This is a genomic window from Nocardioides sp. dk884, assembly GCF_009557055.1.
Classification (GTDB): Bacteria; Actinomycetota; Actinomycetes; order Propionibacteriales; family Nocardioidaceae; genus Nocardioides.
Genome location: NZ_CP045649.1, coordinates 642165 through 660445 on the forward strand (window position 1 = coordinate 642165; position 18281 = coordinate 660445).

The window sequence follows — 18281 nt, forward strand, 5'->3', positions numbered from 1 at the left end:
GCCACCGCCGCTTCATCATCCCGGCCTTCCTGGGGCTGCTGCTGGTCATCGTGGTGGTCGCGGCGGTGACCCGATGAGCGAGCCGCTGCTGCGGGTGCTGACCCAGATGCGCAGCCACCTGCTCGACCCCGACAGCCTGGTCCGCGCCGTCGCCTCGGGGCGTCAGAAGGGCTCCCAGCCGCGCTGGCGCCGCGTCGAGCTGCGCTACGTCGACCTCAAGGCCGGCCGGCACCTCCAGATCACCTCCTACGACCAGACCCAGGCCCACACGGCGAACCACCCGGTGGGCCCCGACGGCGTGAGCGACGCGGCCCGCGCCGCCGTCGACGAGCTCATCGACGAGCCGTTCGGCAACTGGCACGTCGAGACGACCACCCAGAGCCACCAGGTCCGGGTCACCAAGAAGCTCGAGGCGCTGCTGCACACCACCGACCGGGAGACCCCGGTCGCCGTCGAGCGCGGCCACGACCGCGACAAGCAGCGGCTGCTGGCCGAGGACGACCCGCTGTTCCGGGCGCTCGGCCTCACCGACGCCCAGGGCCGGCTCAAGCCGAGCCGGCAGGCGAAGTACCGCCAGGTGGAGGAGTTCCTGCGCCTGCTCGACTCCTCGATCAGCGACGCGCTCGCCAAGGGCCAGCTGCGCCGCCCCACCACCGAGGACCCGCTGCGCATCGTCGACCTCGGCTGCGGCAACGCCTACCTCACCTTCGCCGCCCAGCGCTTCCTCTCCTCCGTGCGCGACCTGCCGGTCGTGGTGACCGGCGTGGACGTCAAGGAGCAGTCGCGCGAGCACAACACCGCGGTGGCGCGTGAGCTCGGCGTGGACGCCGAGTTCGTGGTCGGCAGCATCGACGGGGTCCAGCTGGACCAGGCGCCCGACGTGGTGCTGGCCCTGCACGCCTGCGACACCGCCACCGACGAGGCCCTCGCGCGCGCGGTCGAGTGGGGCGCCCAGCTGGTGCTGGCCGCGCCCTGTTGCCACCACGACCTCGCCGCGCAGCTGCGCCGGGCGCCCACCCCCGCGCCGTACGCGCAGCTGACCCGGCACGGCATCCTGCGCGAACGGCTGGCCGACACGCTGACCGACGGGCTGCGCGCCACGCTGATGCGGCTGCAGGGCTACCGCGTCGACGTCGTGCAGTTCGTCGAGAGCCAGCACACCCCGCGCAACACCCTCCTGCGTGCGGTGCGCGCGGGCTCGCCGGTCAAGGGCGGCAGCCTGCGCAACGAGTACGACGAGCTGGTGCGCACCTGGGCGGTGCGCCCGCGCCTGGCGGTGCTGCTCGGGGAGCTGCCCGCCGAGGAGACGAGCGAGGATGCCCCGGCCCCGGCCTGAGCGGGCCGTCGCCCTCCTGGTCGCGGTCCCGTTCGCCCTCGGGGCCGCGGCGGCGCCGGAGACCGAGCGCGACGTCGTGGTCGAGATCGCCGACCCCGCGATCACCGAGGCCAGCGGTCTCGTCGTGGCGGACGGCGACCTGGTGGTCGTCAACGACTCCGGCGACGGCGGGCGGGTGTTCGTGGTCGACCCCGAGAGCGGGCGGACCGTCGGGACCACCAGCTGGGCCGAGGCGCCGCGCGACACCGAGGCGCTCGCGCCCGCCGGTCCCGGTCACGTCTGGGTCGGCGACATCGGCGACAACCGCGCGGTCCGTGAGTCCGTGACCCTCCTGCGGGTGCCGGTGGGGCGTGGGGACCGGACCGTCGAGCCGCAGGCCTACGAGCTGGTCTACCCCGACGGGGCCCGCGACGCCGAGACGCTGGTGGCCCACCCGGACACCGGGCAGCTGCTCGTGGTGTCCAAGGAGATCCTCGGCGGCAGCGCGTACGCCGTGCCGCGCCGGCTCGACGCGGAGCGACCGAACCGGCTGCGCCGTCTCGCCCCGGCACCGGCCTTCGCCACCGACGGCGCGTTCTGGGCCGACGGGCGGCACCTGCTGGTGCGTGGCTACAGCGGCGCGACGCTGCTGAGCTGGCCGACCCTGGAGCGCGTCGCCAGCGTGGAGCTGCCGCCCCAACGGCAGGGCGAGACGATCGCGGTGGACGAGGACGGCGAGGTGCTGGTGCTCTCCGAGGGCCTCCACGAGCCGGTGCTGCGCGTCGCGCTGTCACCGGAGGTGCGCGCCGCGCTGGCCCCGGAGCCGTCGACCGCCTCCGCCGCCCCCGAGCCCACCCGCGCCGACACCGAGAACCGGCCGACGTGGCCGTGGTTCCTCGGCGGCTGGGTCGGCTTGGGCGTGCTGGTGCTCCTGCTGCGCTGGCTGTGGGGCCGTCCCCGCCGCTGACCCTTCCCCGAGTCGGCGCTCATGGTGCGGCGAGTCGGCGCCAATGGTGCGCCGAGTCGGCGCCAATGGTGCGCGGCGTCGGCGCCAATGGTGCGCGGCGTACCGACTCGACGGTCGAAAGTCTCGATTCAACGCGCACAAACTCTCGACTCGACCGGCAGAGCTCTCGACTCGACGCGAGGGGCGGGGGTTTGTCCGGGTTGCGCTGCGGCTACTTCGAGGCGTGCCTCGACTGCGCCGTACCTCCCCCGACCAGCCGGGCTGGACCCGGCGGCGGGCCGGGCGCGGCTTCGTCTACCTCGACCAGCACGGCGCGCGGCTCGAGGAAGACGACGCCGAGCGGGTGCGGGACCTGGTGATCCCGCCCGCCTGGACCGACGTGTGGGTCACGCCGCACCCGAACGGCCACCTGCAGGCGGTCGGCACCGACGCGGCCGGGCGGCGCCAGTACCTCTACCACCCGGCCTGGCGCGAGCGCCGCGACGCGGAGAAGTTCGACCGGATGCTGGCCTTCGGCGCCGCGCTGGCCTCAGCCCGCGAGGTCGTGGTGAGCGACCTCGGGGTGACCGGGATGCCGCTGGAGCGGGCCTGCGCGGCCGCCGTACGGCTGCTCGACCTGGGCTACTTCCGCATCGGCAACGACGTCTACGCCGACACCAACGGCAGCTTCGGGCTGACCACGCTGGAGCGCCGCCACGTCCGCCGGCGCTCGGACCGGCTGGTCTTCGGGTTCGTCGGGAAATCCGGGGTCGAGCACCGCATCGAGATCGACGACAAGGTCGTCGTGCAGACCATCGAGGAGATGCGCCGGCGTCGCGGGGCCGGGCGGCTGCTGTCCTACCGCGAGGGGCGCAGCTGGCGCGACCTGCTGCCCGCGCTGGTCAACGAGTACATCCGCAGCACCACCGGCATCGAGGCCACCGCGAAGGACTTCCGCACCTGGCACGCCACGGTGCTCGCCGCGGCGGCGCTGGCCGAGACCGAGGAGCACGGCGAGTCGCAGGCGTCGCGGCGCCGCGCGGTGAGTGCCGCGATGAAGGAGGTGTCGAGCTTCCTCGGCAACACCCCGACCCTGGCGCGCTCCTCCTACGTCGACCCGCGCGTCGTCGAGGCCTACGAGCAGGGCCGCACGCTCGACCGCGCGACCGCGGGGGACTACGACACACCCGACGAGCGGCAGGCGGCCCTGGAGGCCGCGACGCTCGAGCTGCTGAGGGAGGAGTGAGGATGCAGGTCACCGCTGTCGAGGGCGACATCACCATGCAGGAGGTCGACGCGGTCGTCAACGCCGCCAACCGCGGCATGCGCGGCGGCGGGGGAGTGGACGGGGCGATCCACCGGGTCGGGGGACCGGAGGTGCTCGCCGACTGCGTGCGCCGCTTCCCCGACGGGCTGGCGACCGGCGACGCCGGCTGGACGACGGCCGGGGTGCTTCCGGCGCGGTGGGTGGTGCACGTCGTGGGCCCGGACCGGCACGCCGGCGAGACCGACCGCGCCCGGCTGGTCTCCTGCTACGTGCGGGCGCTGGAGGTCGCCGACGAGCTCGGCGTGCGCAGCATCGCGTTCCCGCTCGTGGGCGCCGGCGTCTACGGCTGGTCGGCCGAGGAGTCCGTCGACGCGGCCCTGGAGGGGGTCGCGACCGCCGAGGCGCGTGGCAGCGGCGTCGAGGAGGTGCGGATCGTGGCCTTCGGCCCCGCGGCGTACGACGTGGTGCGGGCGCGGCTGGCGAGCGGTCAGAGCCGCTCGACGACGTAGTCGATGCAGGCGGTGAGCGCCTCGACGTCGGCCGGGTCGACCGCGGGGTACATCGCGATGCGCAGCTGGTTGCGCCCGAGCTTGCGGTAGGGCTCGGTGTCGCTGATGCCGTTGGCACGCAGCGCGGCCGCCAGCGCCTTCGCGTCGACGTCCTCGGTGAAGTCGATGGTGCCGATCACCAGGGAGCGCTCGGCGGGCTCGGCGACGTAGGGGAAGGCGTACGGCGTGCGCTCGGCCCACGCGTAGAGCGCCGAGGAGGAGCGGGTGGTGCGCTCGACCATGCCCGGCAGCGAGCCGTGGGCGTTCATCCAGTCCAGCTGCTCGGCCATCAAGAACAGCGTGGCGATGGCCGGGGTGTTGAGCGTCTGGTTCTTGCGCGACTGCTCGATCGCGCTCGGCAGGTCGAGGAACGCCGGCACGTAGCGACCGCTCGCCGCGATCCGCTCGGCGCGCTCGAGCGCGGCCGGCGACATCGTGGCCAGCCACAGGCCGCCGTCGGAGGCGAACGACTTCTGCGGGGCGAAGTAGTAGACGTCGGTCTCGGTCAGGTCGACCGGCAGGCCGCCCGCGCCCGAGGTGGCGTCGATGAGCACCAGCGCGCCGTCGTCGGCACCGACGGGGCGCACGACGGGTGCCATCACGCCGGTCGAGGTCTCGTTGTGCGGCCAGGCGTAGACGTCGATCCCGGCCTCGGCGACCGGCTCCGCACGGGTGCCGGGCTCGGCGGCGATCACCGAGGGGTCGGCCAGCCACGGAGCCCGGGTCGCGGCCTGGGCGAACTTCGCGGAGAACTCACCGAACGTGAGGTGCTGGCTGCGCTCCTCGATCAGGCCGAACGTCGCGACGTCCCAGAACGCCGTCGCGCCGCCGTTGCCGAGCACGATTTCATAACCCTCGGGCAGCGAGAAGAAGCTCGCCAGCCCGTCCTTGACCCGCCCGACCAGCTCGCGCACCGGCGCCTGGCGGTGGGAGGTGCCCAGCAGGGACGTCCCGGTCGCGGCGAGCGCGTCGAGGTGGGCGGCCTCGATCTTCGAGGGGCCGGCGCCGAAGCGTCCGTCCGCGGGAAGGAGGTCGGCGGGGATCTTCGGGGCGGGGCTCATGGACTGCCTTTTCGGGAGAGGGCGGCGAGGCTCAACCTGACCGCGCTGTCAGCCCCTCCATTGTGTCAGCCCGGCCGGGGGCGCGATGAATCGCGGGCCGGGTGATCATGGGGGCGTGAGCGGAGCAGAGGGACGGGCGACCGCGCCCGACGAGCGGGTGCCCGGCGGGCTGGAGATCGTGCGCGTCGGCTACGACGACCCCGACGCGCGGCGGCTGGTCGAGGAGGTCCAGGAGGAGTACGTCCGCCGCTACGGCGGGCGCGACGAGAGCCCGGTGGAGCCGGCGGAGTTCCTGCCCCCGGGCGGGAGCTTCTTCGTGGGCTACGCCGACGGCGTCGCGGTGGCCACCGGCGCGTGGCGCCGCTCCGGCGTCGAGGCCTGCGGCACCCGCGCCACCGCCGAGGTCAAGCGGATGTACGTCGTCCCGGCCGCCCAGCGCCGCGGGCACGCCCGCCGGATGCTCGCGCACCTGGAGGCCAGCGCGGCGGCGACCGGCTACGAGGCGCTCGTGCTGGAGACCGGCGACCGCCAGCCGGAGGCCATCGAGCTCTATCTCTCCGCCGGTTATGAGGAGATCCCCGGCTTCGGGCACTACCGGGACTCACCGATCAACCGCTCCTTCGCCAAGCGGATCGGCTGAGGGTCCCGACGGGCGGGGTGGTCGGGGGCCGGGCGGCACGTACTTTTCGGCGCAATTGCTAGGAAAAACACCGGTCTCGGCCGCCGCTCGGAGGTGCCAAACCCAGCAATTGCGCCGAAAAGCACCGGCCCCGGGCCCGAGCGGCAAGGGCGCACGGACACGCTGCTCGCCGGGTGGGCGGAGGAGCTCAGCGCACCGCGCGGGCGGCGCGGGCGGCCTGCAACCGGCGCTGGCGGCCCACGAAGCCGATCGAGGAGCGGGCGACCAGCGCGGGGGAGAGGCGCCCGAGGCGCCAGGCGAGCCGCGCCTGCAGTGGGGTGACCAGGAGCGGCCGGTCGGCGGCCACCGCCGCGAGCACCCGGTCGGCGAGCACGTCGGGGTCGAGCGGGCGGCGTACGCCCTGGCCCTTGAGGTAGTAGTCACGACCGCGGAACCGGCCGAGCTCGCCCTTCTCCAGCAGCGGGGTCTCCACGGCGGAGGGGCAGATCGCGGTCACGCCGACGCCCTTCGCGGCGGCCTCCGAGCGCAGCGCGAGCGAGAGCCCGACGACCGCGTGCTTGGTCGCGACGTAGGAGGTGATCAGCCCGGCCGCCATCAGCCCGCCCATCGAGGCGGTGTTGACGATGTGCCCGCCCCGCCCGCCGACCGCGCCCTGGCGCACCATCAGCGGGTACGCCGCGTGCACGCCGTGCACCACCCCGCGCAGGTTGACGTCGATGATCGCGTTCCACTGCTCGAGGGTGAGGTCCTCGGTCTCTCCGCCGAAGGTGATCCCCGCGTTGTTGAACAGCAGGTCGAGGCGCCCGTGCTCGTCGGCGACCTCGTGCACGAGTGCGGCCACCGCGGCGGCGTCGGTGACGTCGAGCCGCGCGGGCCGCGCGGTGCCCGGCCCGGCCTCGGGATCGGCGAGGGTGGCGGCCACCCGGGTCGCCGCCTCCTCGTCGAGGTCGGCCAGCCAGACGTGCGCTCCGGCGCCCACCAGCGCGCGGGCCAGCGCCGCGCCGACCCCGGAGCCGGCCCCGGTGACGATCGCGCTGCACCCGGCGTACCGGCCGGCGTGGGGGAGGGCGGACTCGGAGCCGGATGTGCGCTGGGTCACAGACATGCGTGGAGTGTGCCAGCCCCCGCGCCGGCGCGGGAGGGGTTCGGCGCAGGCGCCCGTGCGGCAGGCGTGGCTAGGGTCGAAGCATGAGCCGCGAGTCGTCCCTGCCCGACCTCGCCGCCCTGCGCGAGGAGTACGCCGCGGGCGGTCTCACCGAGAGCGACCTCGCCGCGGACCCGATGACGATGTTCCGGGGCTGGCTGGCCGAGGCGATCGCTGCCGGGCTCTACGAGCCGACTGCGATGGTCGTCTCCTCCGTCGGTCCCGACGGCGCGCCGTCGTCGCGGATGGTCCTGCTCAAGGGCATGCACGCCGAGGCCGGGCCGCAGGGGCCGGGCTTCGTCTTCTTCACCAACCGCGAGTCGCGCAAGGGCACCGAGCTGAGCGCCGAGCCGCGGTGCTCGCTGCTCTTCCCCTGGCACCCGCTGGAGCGCCAGGTCCGCATCGACGGGGTGGCCGAGCCGCTGGGTCGCGCCGAGGTCGAGGCGTACTTCTCGGGTCGTCCGCGCGGCTCCCAGCTCGGCGCCTGGGCCTCGCCGCAGTCGCGTGTCGTCGCCGGCCGCGGGGCCCTCGCCGCGGCGTACGACGAGGTCAGCACGCGCTTCGAGGATCGCGACGTGCCGACGCCCGAGCACTGGGGCGGGTTCGTCGTGCGCCCGGCGGCGGTGGAGTTCTGGCAGGGCCGGCCCGGGCGCATGCACGACCGGCTCGTCTATCGCCGCGCCGGCGCGGGCTGGCGCACCGAGCGACTCGCGCCGTAAGGCGAGGAACCGGATGTGAGTGAGCGCTCACTCACTTAACATGGAACCCATGTCACCACGTGCCGCGCCGATGTCGCCCGAGCAGCGGCGAGCCGCGCTCGTCGAGGCGACCCTCGAGCTGCTGCGCCGCCACGGGCGCGGGGTCACCACCCGCCAGATCGCCGCGGCCGCGGGGGTCGCGGAGGGCACGATCTTCCGTGTCTTCGACTCCAAGGACGACCTGGTCGACGCCGCCATCGCGCGGGCGTTCGTGCCCGGCGCCGTCGCCGAGCGGCTGGCCGGGATCGACCGCAGCCGCCCGTTCGAGGAACGGATGGTGGCAGTCGCGGAGATCCTCCAGCAGCGCTACCGCTCCACCTTCGAGCTGATGGGCCAGCTCGGGCTGGTCACCCCGCCCCCGGGGGCCGAGGGGGACGGCGAGCGGCACCGCCTCGAGGAGCTGCTCGCGCTCGTCGTCGACGTCATCGGCCCCGACGCCGCCGATCTCGTGGTCCCCGCCGACGAGCTCGCCCACCGCCTGCGGCTGCTGGTCTTCGTCGGCAGCCACCCCGCCCTCTCCGACGGCCGGCTGCTCACCCCCGAGCAGGCCGTCGACACCGTGCTCCACGGGCTCCACCGCCCCGGAAGGTCGTGACCCCATGCTGATCCGGCTCCTGCGCGAGCACCTCGCGCCGTACCGCCGCTGGCTGCTCGCCGTCGTCCTGCTCCAGGGCCTCGGCGTCGTCGCCGCGCTCTACCTGCCCAGCCTCAACGCCGACATCATCGACCGCGGCGTCGTGAGCGGCGACACCGGCTACATCGTGCGCGTCGGCGCCGTGATGCTGGCCGTCTCGTTCGTGCAGCTGCTCGCCTCCGTCGGCTCGGCCTGGTACGGCGCGCGCGCCGCGATGAGCCTGGGCCGCGACCTGCGCGGCGCGCTGTTCCACCGCGTGCAGACGTTCTCGGCGCGCGAGGTCAACCAGCTCGGCGCCCCGTCGCTGATCACCCGCACCACCAACGACGTCCAGCAGGTGCAGATGCTGGTGGCGATGGCCTCGATCATCGCGGTGACCTCGCCGATCATGATGGTCGGCGGCATCGTGATGGCGCTGCGCGAGGACGCCGGGCTGGGCTGGCTGCTGGCGGTCGTCGTACCGGCGCTGTTCGTCGCCGTCGGGTTCGTGGTCAGCCGGATGGTGCCGAGCTTCCGGCTGATGCAGGTGCGCATCGACGCGGTCAACCGGATCCTGCGCGAGCAGGTGGCCGGCATCCGGGTGGTGCGCGCATTCGTGCGCGAGCCCTACGAGACCCGCCGCTTCGGGCGCGCCAACGATGAGCTCACCGACGTGGCGCTGCGCGCCGGGCGCTGGATGGCCAGCCTGTTCCCGATCGTGATCCTGCTGGTCAACCTCGGCAGCGTCGCGGTCATCTGGTTCGGCGGGCACCGGGTGGACTCCGGGGAGACCGGCGTCGGCTCGCTCACCGCCTTCCTCAGCTATCTGATGCTGATCATGATGAGCGTGATGATGGCGACCTTCATGCTGATGCAGGTCCCGCGCTCCGCGGTCTGCGCGGACCGGATCGCCGAGGTGCTCGACACCCGCACCTCCGTCACGCCGCCGGCCGACCCGGTGCCGCTCGATCCCGCCCGTCGCGGCTGGCTCGACGTGGAGAGCGTCTCCTTCGCCTACCCCGGTGCCGCGGACCCCGTCGTGTGCGACGTGTCGTTCTCCGCGCGCCCCGGCCAGACCATCGCGGTGGTCGGGTCCACCGGCTCCGGCAAGACCACCCTGCTCAACCTGCTGGCCCGCCTCGTCGACGCCACCTCCGGCACGGTGCGCGTCGCCGGCACCGACGTGCGGGAGCTGGACCCCGACGAGCTGTGGTCCGACCTCGGCCTGGTGCCGCAGAAGGCCTGGCTGTTCAGCGGCACGGTGCGCGCCAACCTGCTGCACGGGCGCCCGGACGCGACCGAGACCGACCTCTGGGCCGCCCTCGAGGTGGCCCAGGCCCGCGACTTCGTCGAGGCCATGCCCGAGGGCCTCGACGCCCCGGTCAGCCAGGGCGGGTCGAACTTCTCCGGCGGGCAGCGCCAGCGGCTCGCCATCGCGCGCGCCGTCGTACGACGTCCCTCGCTGTACCTGTTCGACGACTCGTTCTCGGCACTCGACGTGGCCACCGACGCGCGGCTGCGCGCCGCGCTGCGCCCGGTGACCACCGAGGCCACCGTGGTGGTCGTCGCGCAGCGGGTCTCCACGATCCTCGAGGCCGACCTGATCGTCGTGCTCGACGACGGCCGCGTCGTGGGGCTGGGCACCCACGACGACCTGGTCCTCGACTGCCCCACCTACCGCGAGATCGTCGCCAGCCAGCTGGGCGTCGAGGAGGGAGACGCCGCATGAGCACCCCCCGCAAGCCCGCAGGACTGCGCGAGACCGAGCGGATCGAGGCGCCCCCGGGCGGCCCCGGTCGCGGCCCCGGCGGCGGCATGGTCGCGCAGAAGGCGATGACGTTCGGGCCCTCGGCGAAGCGGCTCGTCGCTCGGCTGCGCCCCGAGCGGGGCACCGCGATCGCGGTGGTCGTGCTCGCCGTCGCCTCGGTCGCACTGGTCTCGATCGGCCCGACGATCCTCGGCCGCGCCACCGACCTGGTCTTCAACGGGCTGCTGGCCGGCGACCTCCCGGCGGGCACCCCGCAGTCGGAGCTGCCCGAGGCGATCCGCGGCCAGGACGTCGTCCCGGGCCAGGGCGTGGACTTCGGCGCCGTGGGCCGGGTGCTGGGCCTGGCGATCGGTGTCTACCTGCTCGCCTCGCTGTTCTCCTGGCTCCAGGGCCTGCTGGTCAACACGATCGTGCAGAGCACCGTGCGCCGCATGCGCGGCGACGTCGAGGACAAGATCCACCGGCTGCCGCTGGCGGCCGTGGACCGCTCCTCGCGCGGGGAGCTGCTCAGCCGGGTCACCAACGACATCGACAACATCAGCCAGACCCTCCAGCAGACGATGAGCCAGCTGCTCACCGCGATCCTGACCGTCGTCGGCGTGCTGTCGATGATGCTGTGGATCTCCCCGGCGCTCGCGCTCGTCTCGCTGGTCTCGGTGCCGCTGTCGCTGATCGTCACCCGGGCCATCATGAAGCGCTCCCAGGGCCGGTTCGTGGCCCAGTGGCGGCGCACCGGCGCGCTGAACTCCCAGGTCGAGGAGGCCTACTCCGGGCACACGCTGGTCAAGGTGCTCGGGCGCCGCGAGGAGGTCGAGCAGACCTTCGCCGAGGAGAACGAGGGGCTGTTCCGCGACAGCTTCGCCGCGCAGTTCATCAGCGGTCTGATCATGCCGGCGATGATGTTCGTCGGGAACCTCGGCTACGTCGTGATCGCCGTCGTCGGCGCGCTGCGGGTCTCCAGCGGGTCGCTGTCGATCGGCGAGGTGCAGGCGTTCGTGCAGTACGCGCGCCAGTTCAACCAGCCGGTCACCCAGCTGGCCTCGATGGTCAACCTGCTGCAGTCCGGCGTCGCCTCGGCCGAGCGGGTCTTCGAGCTGCTCGACGCCCCGGAGGAGCCGGCCGACCCGCCGGCCGGCAGCGGCGGGGAGATCACCCGCGGTGAGGTGGCCTTCGAGCACGTGTCGTTCGCCTACGACCCCGAGCGGCCGCTCATCGAGGACCTCTCGCTGGTCGCCCGGCCCGGCCAGACCGTGGCGATCGTCGGGCCGACCGGCGCCGGCAAGACCACGCTGGTCAACCTGATCATGCGCTTCTACGACCTGGACTCGGGACGCATCACCATCGACGGCCACGACATCGTCGGCATGTCCCGCGCCGACCTGCGCGGCCGGATCGGGATGGTCCTGCAGGACGCCTGGCTCTTCGGCGGCACGATCCGCGACAACATCGCCTACGGGCGTCCGGGCGCCAGCGAGGAGGAGGTGCTCGCCGCGGCGCGGGCGACCTTCGTGGACCGCTTCGTGCACTCGCTGCCCGAGGGCTACGACACGGTGGTCGACGAGGACGGCTCCAACCTGTCTGCGGGGGAGCGGCAGCTGATCACGATCGCCCGGGCCTTCCTCACCGACCCGGCGCTGCTGATCCTCGACGAGGCGACCTCCTCGGTGGACACCCGCACCGAGCTGCTGGTGCAACAGGCGATGGCCGCGCTGCGCAGCGACCGGACCTCGTTCGTGATCGCCCACCGGCTCTCCACGATCCGCGACGCCGACCTGATCCTGGTGATGGAGGACGGCGCGATCGTCGAGCAGGGCCCGCATGCCGAGCTGCTCGAGGCCGAGGGCGCCTACGCGCGCCTGCACCGCGCGCAGTTCGAGGCCGCGCCGGTGGCCGACTGAGGCAGCGGCAAAACTCGTTGTCGCGTCCCGGCGCGCGACGTACCGTGGAAGGACACGGGAAAGGAGGTGGTCCGAACAGTGAAGAGCTTCAGGACGCGTGAGGTGGCTGCCCGCTAGCAGCCGCGCCGCTGCGGCGAATCCACCGCAGCCACCCGACCCGCAGGCGCGCCGGACTCCGTCCCCCCGGCCCGGCTCCCGGAATCCCCGGGGCCACGCCTGCGGGTCGCCCCATTTCGCGCCATTGGCGCCGACTCGCGCCGCCATTGGCGCCGACTCGCGCCGCCATTGGCGCCGACTCGCGCCGCCATTGGCGCCGACTCGCGCCGCCATTCGCGCCGACTCGCGCCGCCATTCGCGCCGACTCGCGCCGCCATTCGCGCCGACTCGGGAATAAGGTTGATCCAGGCAACCTTGGCTCCGATGTGAAGCGAGACACTGTGATCCAGCAGACATCCGCGGGCGAGACGGCGATGAGTCACCGCCAGATCCTCGAGGCGCTCTCGGGCCTCCTGCTCGCGATGTTCGTGGCGATGCTGTCGAGCACCGTGGTCAGCAACGCGCTGCCGCGCATCGTGGCCGACCTCGACGGCAGCCAGACCGGCTACACCTGGGTGGTCGTCGCGACGCTGCTCTCGATGACCGCCACCACCCCGATCTGGGGCAAGCTCGCCGACCTGTTCAGCAAGAAGATGCTGGTGCAGACCGCGCTGGTGATCTTCTCGGTCGGCTCGGTCATCGCCACCTTCGCGCACAGCATGGAGCTGCTGATCGGCGCCCGGGTCGTGCAGGGCCTCGGCATCGGCGGCCTGACCGCCCTGGTGCAGGTCGTGATCGCCACGATGGTGAGCCCGCGGGAGCGCGGCCGCTACTCGGGCTACATCGGCGCGGTGTTCGCGGTGGCCACGGTCAGCGGGCCGCTGATCGGCGGCGTCATCGTGGACAGCCCGCTGGGCTGGCGCGGCTGCTTCGCGATCGGCCTGCCGGTCGCGCTCGCGGCGTTCGTGCTGCTGCAGAAGACGCTGCACCTGCCGGTGGTCAAGCGTGAGGTCCGCATCGACTACCTCGGCGCCACCTTGATCATGGCGGGCGTCTCGATCCTGCTGGTCTGGGTCTCGCTCGCGGGCAACCAGTTCGCCTGGGCCTCCACCACGACCGCGGCGCTCGTCGCCGCCGGAGTGGTGGTGCTCGCCGCCGCGGTGTACGTCGAGATCAAGGTCGCCGCGGAGCCGGTGGTCCCGATGACGCTGTTCAAGGACCGCACGATCACGCTGTCCACGATCGCCTCGACCCTGGTGGGCGTGGCGATGTTCGGCTCGACGGTCTACCTCAGCCAGTACTTCCAGCTCGCCCGCGGCATGACCCCCACGAAGGCGGGGCTGATGACGATCGCGCTGGTGGTCCCGCTGATGGTCTCCAGCCTGGTCAGCGGCCGGGTGATCACCCGCACCGGGCGCTGGAAGCGGTGGCTGGTGGGCGGCATGGCGCTGGTCGTCGCCGGCCTGGCGCTGCTCGGCACCATCGACGAGAGCACCCACCTGGTCGCGGTCTGCGTCTGGATGGGGATCCTCGGCCTGGGCATGGGCTCGACGATGCAGAACCTCGTCCTCGCGGTGCAGAACAACGTCGCGGTCTCCGAGCTCGGCGCCGCCAGCTCGGTGGTCGCGTTCTTCCGCAGCCTGGGCGGCTCGGCCGGCGTCTCGGTGCTCGGCGCGGTGCTCGGCACCCAGGTCGCGGACCGGGTGGTCGCCGGCTACCGCGAGGCCCAGCTCGTGCCGAGCGTCGAATCCGGTGGCCACGCGATCCCGGACCTGCGCACCCTGCCGGGCGCGGAGGCGGCGATCTGGGAGCACGCGTACGGCGCGTCGATCGGCGAGCTCTACCTGATCGCGGTGCCCGCGGCGATCCTGGCGTTCGTGTGCGTCGTGCTGATCAAGGAGGTGCCGCTGCGCACGACCGTGGGCGGGGTGCCGGAGGCGACTGGCCAACCGGCGGTGGAGTCCGCGACCGGGACAGGGGAGAATCGGCGGTGATGACCACCACGAGCCGCCAGGATGCCCTGCAGACCGTCGAGCGCGAGATCGGCGTGCTGATCCGACGGGTCCGCAAGGTGATCGGCGTGCGGGCGCGGATGATCGACCCGCAGCTGCAGTCGGCGTCGTACCTCATGCTCGGCCACCTGGTGCAGCGTGGCCCGATGCGGTCCTCCGCGCTGGCCGAGGTCTTCAACGTCGACAAGGGCGCGATCAGCAGGCAGGTCCAGCACCTCGTCGACCTGGGCCTGGTCGACCGCACCCCGGACCCGGAGGACGGGCGGGCCTCGCTCGTCGAGGCGACGCCGGAGGCCGTGCGCCGCTTCGAGGCGGTCTCCCGGCAGCGCCTGGACTGGCTCGACCGACGCCTGGAGGAGTGGTCCGACGACGACCTCGCCGGGTTCGCCGGCCAGCTCACCCGCTACAACGCGATCCTCAGCGAGACCGAGGGACTCGAACCCACACCGCACAGTCCGTCGGAAGACCCCGCCTGACGCCCATGCCGGTGGAGTCCGCGCCGGAGTTGTCGAGCGCGACCAGCTCCGCGCTGCTCACCAGCACCTCGCCCTCGGGCAGCTCGACCACCTCGGGGCCGCAGTTGAGCACCACCAGCAGCGGTCCGCGGCGGAAGCGCAGCACGTCGCCCTCGACGAGGAGGTCGCTCACCCGCTCGCCAGCGGTCGCGGCCCAGGTGCGCCGTGCGCGCAGCGCCTCGCGGTAGAACTCCAGCGTGGAGGCCGGGTCGTCGGTCTGGGCCGCCACCGTGTGCGCCTGCCACGACGTCGGCTGGGGGATCCAGGACAGCTCCGCGGCGCCCGGCCCGAAACCGTACGGCGGGTGGGTGCCCTCCCAGGGCAGCGGCACCCGCGAGCCGTCGCGGCCCGGGTCGCCGCTCTGCGGGCCGCTGCGCAGCCAGGCCGGGTCCTGACGGTGCTCGGGCGCGACGTCGACCTGCTCCAGGCCGAGCTCCTCGCCCTGGTAGAGGTACGCCGAGCCGGGCAGCGCGAGCATCGTGAGCGTGGCTGCCCTGGCGCGGGCCAGCCCCGTGGGGCCGGCGCCGTAGCGCGTGGGGTGGCGCACGACGTCATGGTTGCTGAGCACCCAGGTCGGCGAGGCGCCGACCGACTCCACCGCGGCGAAGGTGCCCTCGATGACGTCGGCGAAGGAGCGGGCCGACCAGGGCGCGAGGAGCCAGGCGAAGTTGAAGGCCTGGTGCATCTCGTCGGGCCGCACGAACCGGGCCATCGACTCCGGGGTCTGGGTCCACGCCTCGGCCACCAGCATCCGGTCGCCGTCGTACTCCTCCAGCACGCGGCGCCAGCGGCGGTAGACGTCGTGCACCTCGGGCTGGTCCCACATCGGCTCGTCGCGCAGGGTGCGCTCGACCATCGCGTGCGGGTGGTCGGGCTCGGCGTCCCCGCCCAGCTGGTCGCGCAGGGTGGCCTCCTTGAGCAGCCCGTGGGCGACATCGATGCGGAAGCCGTCGACCCCGCGGTCGAGCCAGAAGCGCAGCACCTGCTCGAACATGTCGCCGACCTCCGGGTGGCGCCAGTCGAGGTCGGGCTGGGTGGAGTCGAACAGGTGGAGGTACCACTGCCCGTCCGGCACCCGGGTCCACGCAGGACCGCCGAAGACCGAGCGCCAGTTGTTCGGCGGCTCGCTGCCGTCCGGGCCGCGGCCGTCGCGGAACAGGTAGCGCGCCCGCTCCGGGCTGCCCGGGCCCGCGGCGAGGGCCGCGCGGAACCACTCGTGCTCCGCGGAGGTGTGGTTGGGCACCAGGTCGACGATGATGCGCAGCCCCAGGTCGTGGGCGCGGGCGATCAGCTCGTCGGCGTCCTGGAGGGTGCCGAACAGCGGGTCGACGTCGGTGTAGTCGGCGACGTCGTAGCCGTGGTCGTGCTGGGGGGAGGTGTAGAACGGCGTGATCCACAGCGCGTCCACGCCCAGGTCACGCAGGTGCGGCAGCCGCGCGGTGATGCCGGGCAGGTCGCCGATGCCGTCACCGTTGCTGTCGGCGAAGCTGCGGACGTAGACCTGGTAGGTCACCGCGTGGCGCCACCAGGGCTGCTCGCCGGCGTCGGGCCGCTCGGCGTGGTCCGCGGCGCTCATCGGGCGGCGGGGGCGGGCTCAAGGACGATCCAGACCTGCTCCGCGGTGGCCAGGAGCGCGCCGGAGGCGTCGTACAGCGAGGTCGCGGCGTGGACCTTGCGACCGTCCTGGCCGCGGGCCTCGGCGACGACGACGTGCTCCTCGCCGATGGCGGGCAGCGTGTCGACCCGGGCGGTCATCCGGCCCAGCACCATGGTGCGCTCGACGAGGTCGCCGGCCCAGCCGCCGATGCAGTCCAGCGCCGCCCAGGTCACGGGTAGCGACGCGCGGGCTGGCTGTCCGCCGGCCGCGGCCCCCTCCTGCACCGAGGCGTCGGGGGTCCAGGTCGCGGCCCACCAGTGCGGGCCGGGTCGGACCACCGGGCCCGGGAAGATCCGCAGGCCGTGCTCGTGCTCGGGACCGCACACGAAGCACCCGGGGAAGGGGTGCACGACGTGGCCGGGGTACGCCGCGGACGCCTCGCGGGCCCGGGCGGGCGACACCGGCGGCACCGCGACGAGGTCGTCGGTGACGGTTCGGCCACGCGCGACCACCGTGTCGTCGTGGCGGACCACCACGACGCCGTCCTCCTCGGTGCCGGACAGGGCGACGTCCAGCGGGGGCGGTGCGGTCAGGGTGACCTCGACGGCGCGCCAGCTGCGCGCGCCGTTGACGTGGGGGCGCACGAGCTGGGCGACGGCGCCCGCGGTCCAGCCCCCGTTGCCCGAGTCGGGCGGGCCGCAGAAGCGGCCAGGGACGACCAGCTCGGTCGCTGCGAGGGGGTGGGTGCTGCCTGCTGCGGCGCTGTTCGCCACGGTGGGTGTGCTGCTCACCGTCTGATCGTCTCCCATCGGTCCAGTGCCTCGCGCCGCTCGGTGCCGTGGTCGAGGATCGCGAGCGGGTAGCCGACCCGCTGGCGCACCTCGGTGGAGGGGTCGTGGGCGTCGGGGACCCGCTCGGGGTCGGCCAGCTCAGGTACCCAGCGCCGCACGTAGGCACCGTCGGGGTCGAAGCGACGACCCTGGGCGGTGGGGTTGAAGACGCGGAAGAACGGCGCCGCGTCGGTGCCGCAGCCCGCGGTCCACTGCCAGCCGTGGTTGTTCGAGGCCAGGTCGCCGTCGACCAGCCAGTGCAGGAAGTGCCGGGCACCGTGCTGCCACTCGATGTGCAGGTCCTTGACCAGGAAGCTCGCCACGACCATCCGCATCCGGTTGTGCATCCAGCCGGCGGCGCGCAGCTGACGCATCGCGGCGTCCACCACCGGGAACCCGGTGCGGCCCTCGCGCCAGGCCTCGACTCGCTCGTCGGGCTGGTCGTAGGGCATCCGGGCGAACTCCGGGCGCAGGTAGTCGCGCGCGGTGTCGGGCCGGCGGTCCAGCACGTCGGCGTAGAACTCCCGCCACGCGAGCTCGATGCGGTAGGCGCGGGCCCCGCCGCCGCGCAGCCGGGCCAGGTCGGCGAGCAGGGTGCGCGGGTGGATCTCGCCCCACTTCAGGTGGTGCGACATCCGCGAGGTGCCGGGCAGGTCGGGGCGGTCGCGCAGCTCGTCGTAGTCGGCGACGCCGTCGTCGAGGAAGTCCGCCCACCGGCGCCGCGCCGCGTCCTCGCCGGCCTCGGGCAGCTCCAGGCCGGCGGGCAGCCGGGGCCGGGGGAGCTCGGTCGTGCCCTCGTCGAGGTGCTGCCACGCGACCCCGGAGGGGGCCTCGACCGGGCCACGCCAGCCGTGCTCGGCCCAGGCGTGGGAGAACGGCGTGAAGACCTGGTACGCCGACCCGTCGGCCTTGCGGACCCGACCCGGCGACACGGCGTACGCCGAACCGGTCCGGACCAGTGCGACCCCCCTCGCGGCGAGCGCGGCCTCCACCTCCCGGTCGCGTCGGGCGCCGTACGGACCGTGGTCGGCGGCGATGTGCACCTCGCTGGCGCCGACGGCCTCGGCGGCCCGGGGGACCTGAGCTGCCGGGTCGCCGCGGACCACCGTGAGCCGACCGCCCTCGGCGCGCAGGGACGCGTCCAGCGCGCTCAGGGAGGCGAGGAGATAGGCGCGCCGGCTGGGACCGGCCGGTCCCCACAGCGCGGGGTCCAGGACGAACAGCGCCAGCACCGGGCCGGAGGCGCACGCCGCCCGGAGCGCGGGGTTGTCACCCAGTCGCAGGTCGCGGCGGAACCAGAAGACGGCGGTCATCGTCGCTCCACGATGACAGC

General features: G+C 73.7%; 16 protein-coding genes. 11 read left to right on the top strand and 5 right to left on the bottom strand.

Annotated elements, in window-relative coordinates; all coding sequences use genetic code 11:
* The first annotated feature begins 73 nt into the window (after positions 1-73).
* The 4 genes from GFH29_RS03100 to GFH29_RS03115 all read left to right on the top strand — a co-directional run bounded on the left by GFH29_RS03100 (position 74) and on the right by GFH29_RS03115 (position 4037).
* Positions 74-1336, top strand: a complete 1263-nt coding sequence (locus GFH29_RS03100) for a class I SAM-dependent methyltransferase (protein ID WP_153322001.1) — start codon at positions 74-76, stop codon at positions 1334-1336.
* On the top strand, positions 1317-2282 hold the full coding sequence (locus tag GFH29_RS03105; protein ID WP_153322002.1) for a hypothetical protein: 966 nt from the start codon (positions 1317-1319) through the stop codon (positions 2280-2282). Before GFH29_RS03100 ends, GFH29_RS03105 begins: the two co-directional genes overlap by 20 nt.
* A 223-nt stretch (positions 2283-2505) precedes the next feature.
* Positions 2506-3507, top strand: coding sequence for a DNA topoisomerase IB (locus tag GFH29_RS03110; protein ID WP_153322003.1), 1002 nt, complete (start codon positions 2506-2508; stop codon positions 3505-3507).
* A 2-nt stretch (positions 3508-3509) separates the two neighbouring features.
* Complete coding sequence (locus GFH29_RS03115; RefSeq protein WP_153322004.1) at positions 3510-4037, top strand: macro domain-containing protein; 528 nt, start codon at positions 3510-3512, stop codon at positions 4035-4037.
* Here GFH29_RS03115 and serC read toward each other — a convergent pair.
* A complete protein-coding gene (serC, locus tag GFH29_RS03120; protein ID WP_153322005.1) occupies positions 4016-5137 on the bottom strand; it encodes a phosphoserine transaminase in 1122 nt (373 codons plus the stop codon). The genes GFH29_RS03115 and serC overlap by 22 nt on opposite strands.
* Before the next feature lie 115 nt (positions 5138-5252).
* Here serC and GFH29_RS03125 point away from each other — a divergent pair, with 115 nt between their 5' ends.
* Positions 5253-5777, top strand: coding sequence for a GNAT family N-acetyltransferase (locus GFH29_RS03125; RefSeq protein ID WP_228387730.1), 525 nt, complete (start codon positions 5253-5255; stop codon positions 5775-5777).
* A 187-nt stretch (positions 5778-5964) separates the two neighbouring features.
* Here GFH29_RS03125 and GFH29_RS03130 read toward each other — a convergent pair whose 3' ends face one another.
* On the bottom strand, positions 5965-6882 hold the full coding sequence (locus GFH29_RS03130) for an SDR family NAD(P)-dependent oxidoreductase (RefSeq protein WP_153322006.1): 918 nt from the start codon (positions 6880-6882) through the stop codon (positions 5965-5967).
* An 83-nt stretch (positions 6883-6965) separates the two neighbouring features.
* Here GFH29_RS03130 and pdxH point away from each other — a divergent pair, with 83 nt between their 5' ends.
* The 6 genes from pdxH (at position 6966) to GFH29_RS03160 (ending at position 14482) form a co-directional block, all read left to right on the top strand.
* Positions 6966-7640, top strand: coding sequence for a pyridoxamine 5'-phosphate oxidase (pdxH, locus tag GFH29_RS03135; protein ID WP_153322007.1), 675 nt, complete (start codon positions 6966-6968; stop codon positions 7638-7640).
* A gap of 49 nt (positions 7641-7689) precedes the next feature.
* The gene (locus tag GFH29_RS03140; protein WP_228387731.1) at positions 7690-8274 is read left to right on the top strand and encodes a TetR/AcrR family transcriptional regulator; all 585 of its coding nucleotides are present in this window, start codon (positions 7690-7692) and stop codon (positions 8272-8274) included.
* A 4-nt stretch (positions 8275-8278) separates the two neighbouring features.
* Positions 8279-10021 carry an ABC transporter ATP-binding protein gene (locus GFH29_RS03145; RefSeq protein ID WP_153322009.1) on the top strand — a complete coding sequence of 581 codons (1743 nt, stop codon included), beginning with the start codon at positions 8279-8281 and terminating at the stop codon, positions 10019-10021.
* A complete protein-coding gene (locus GFH29_RS03150; RefSeq protein ID WP_153322010.1) occupies positions 10018-11958 on the top strand; it encodes an ABC transporter ATP-binding protein in 1941 nt (646 codons plus the stop codon). Before GFH29_RS03145 ends, GFH29_RS03150 begins: the two co-directional genes overlap by 4 nt.
* Positions 11959-12428: 470 nt before the next feature.
* On the top strand, positions 12429-13988 hold the full coding sequence (locus tag GFH29_RS03155) for an MDR family MFS transporter (RefSeq protein ID WP_153322011.1): 1560 nt from the start codon (positions 12429-12431) through the stop codon (positions 13986-13988).
* Positions 13988-14482 (top strand): MarR family winged helix-turn-helix transcriptional regulator, encoded by a 495-nt coding sequence (locus GFH29_RS03160; RefSeq protein ID WP_153322012.1) that lies wholly within the window; start codon positions 13988-13990, stop codon positions 14480-14482. Before GFH29_RS03155 ends, GFH29_RS03160 begins: the two co-directional genes overlap by 1 nt.
* On the opposite strand, the gene GFH29_RS03165 is transcribed toward GFH29_RS03160, so the two are convergent.
* Genes GFH29_RS03165 through GFH29_RS03175 form a run of 3 tightly spaced genes read right to left on the bottom strand, consistent with a single transcriptional unit; the run spans position 14424 to position 18261 of the window.
* On the bottom strand, positions 14424-16097 hold the full coding sequence (locus GFH29_RS03165) for a glycoside hydrolase family 13 protein (RefSeq protein WP_153322013.1): 1674 nt from the start codon (positions 16095-16097) through the stop codon (positions 14424-14426). The two genes, GFH29_RS03160 and GFH29_RS03165, sit on opposite strands and share 59 nt — an antisense overlap.
* Positions 16094-16909 carry a hypothetical protein gene (locus tag GFH29_RS03170; protein WP_228387732.1) on the bottom strand — a complete coding sequence of 272 codons (816 nt, stop codon included), beginning with the start codon at positions 16907-16909 and terminating at the stop codon, positions 16094-16096. Before GFH29_RS03170 ends, GFH29_RS03165 begins: the two co-directional genes overlap by 4 nt.
* Positions 16906-18261: a cryptochrome/photolyase family protein gene (locus GFH29_RS03175; RefSeq protein ID WP_153322014.1), complete on the bottom strand. Its 1356-nt coding sequence runs from the start codon at positions 18259-18261 to the stop codon at positions 16906-16908. The genes GFH29_RS03170 and GFH29_RS03175 overlap by 4 nt, the downstream gene beginning before the upstream one ends.
* Positions 18262-18281: the final 20 nt, after the last annotated feature.

Excerpts from the sequence above, each read along its gene's own strand:
- GFH29_RS03155 (WP_153322011.1), top strand. The coding sequence starts at position 12,429 with ATGAGTCACCGCCAGATCCTCGAGGCGCTCTCGGGCCTCCTGCTCGCG.
- GFH29_RS03175 (WP_153322014.1), bottom strand. The coding sequence starts at position 18,261 with ATGACCGCCGTCTTCTGGTTCCGCCGCGACCTGCGACTGGGTGACAAC.
- serC (WP_153322005.1), bottom strand. The coding sequence starts at position 5,137 with ATGAGCCCCGCCCCGAAGATCCCCGCCGACCTCCTTCCCGCGGACGGA.
- GFH29_RS03145 (WP_153322009.1), top strand. The coding sequence starts at position 8,279 with ATGCTGATCCGGCTCCTGCGCGAGCACCTCGCGCCGTACCGCCGCTGG.
- GFH29_RS03150 (WP_153322010.1), top strand. The coding sequence starts at position 10,018 with ATGAGCACCCCCCGCAAGCCCGCAGGACTGCGCGAGACCGAGCGGATC.
- GFH29_RS03100 (WP_153322001.1), top strand. The coding sequence starts at position 74 with ATGAGCGAGCCGCTGCTGCGGGTGCTGACCCAGATGCGCAGCCACCTG.
- GFH29_RS03105 (WP_153322002.1), top strand. The coding sequence starts at position 1,317 with ATGCCCCGGCCCCGGCCTGAGCGGGCCGTCGCCCTCCTGGTCGCGGTC.
- GFH29_RS03115 (WP_153322004.1), top strand. The coding sequence starts at position 3,510 with ATGCAGGTCACCGCTGTCGAGGGCGACATCACCATGCAGGAGGTCGAC.
- GFH29_RS03160 (WP_153322012.1), top strand. The coding sequence starts at position 13,988 with ATGACCACCACGAGCCGCCAGGATGCCCTGCAGACCGTCGAGCGCGAG.
- GFH29_RS03130 (WP_153322006.1), bottom strand. The coding sequence starts at position 6,882 with ATGTCTGTGACCCAGCGCACATCCGGCTCCGAGTCCGCCCTCCCCCAC.
- GFH29_RS03165 (WP_153322013.1), bottom strand. The coding sequence starts at position 16,097 with ATGAGCGCCGCGGACCACGCCGAGCGGCCCGACGCCGGCGAGCAGCCC.
- GFH29_RS03140 (WP_228387731.1), top strand. The coding sequence starts at position 7,690 with ATGTCACCACGTGCCGCGCCGATGTCGCCCGAGCAGCGGCGAGCCGCG.
- pdxH (WP_153322007.1), top strand. The coding sequence starts at position 6,966 with ATGAGCCGCGAGTCGTCCCTGCCCGACCTCGCCGCCCTGCGCGAGGAG.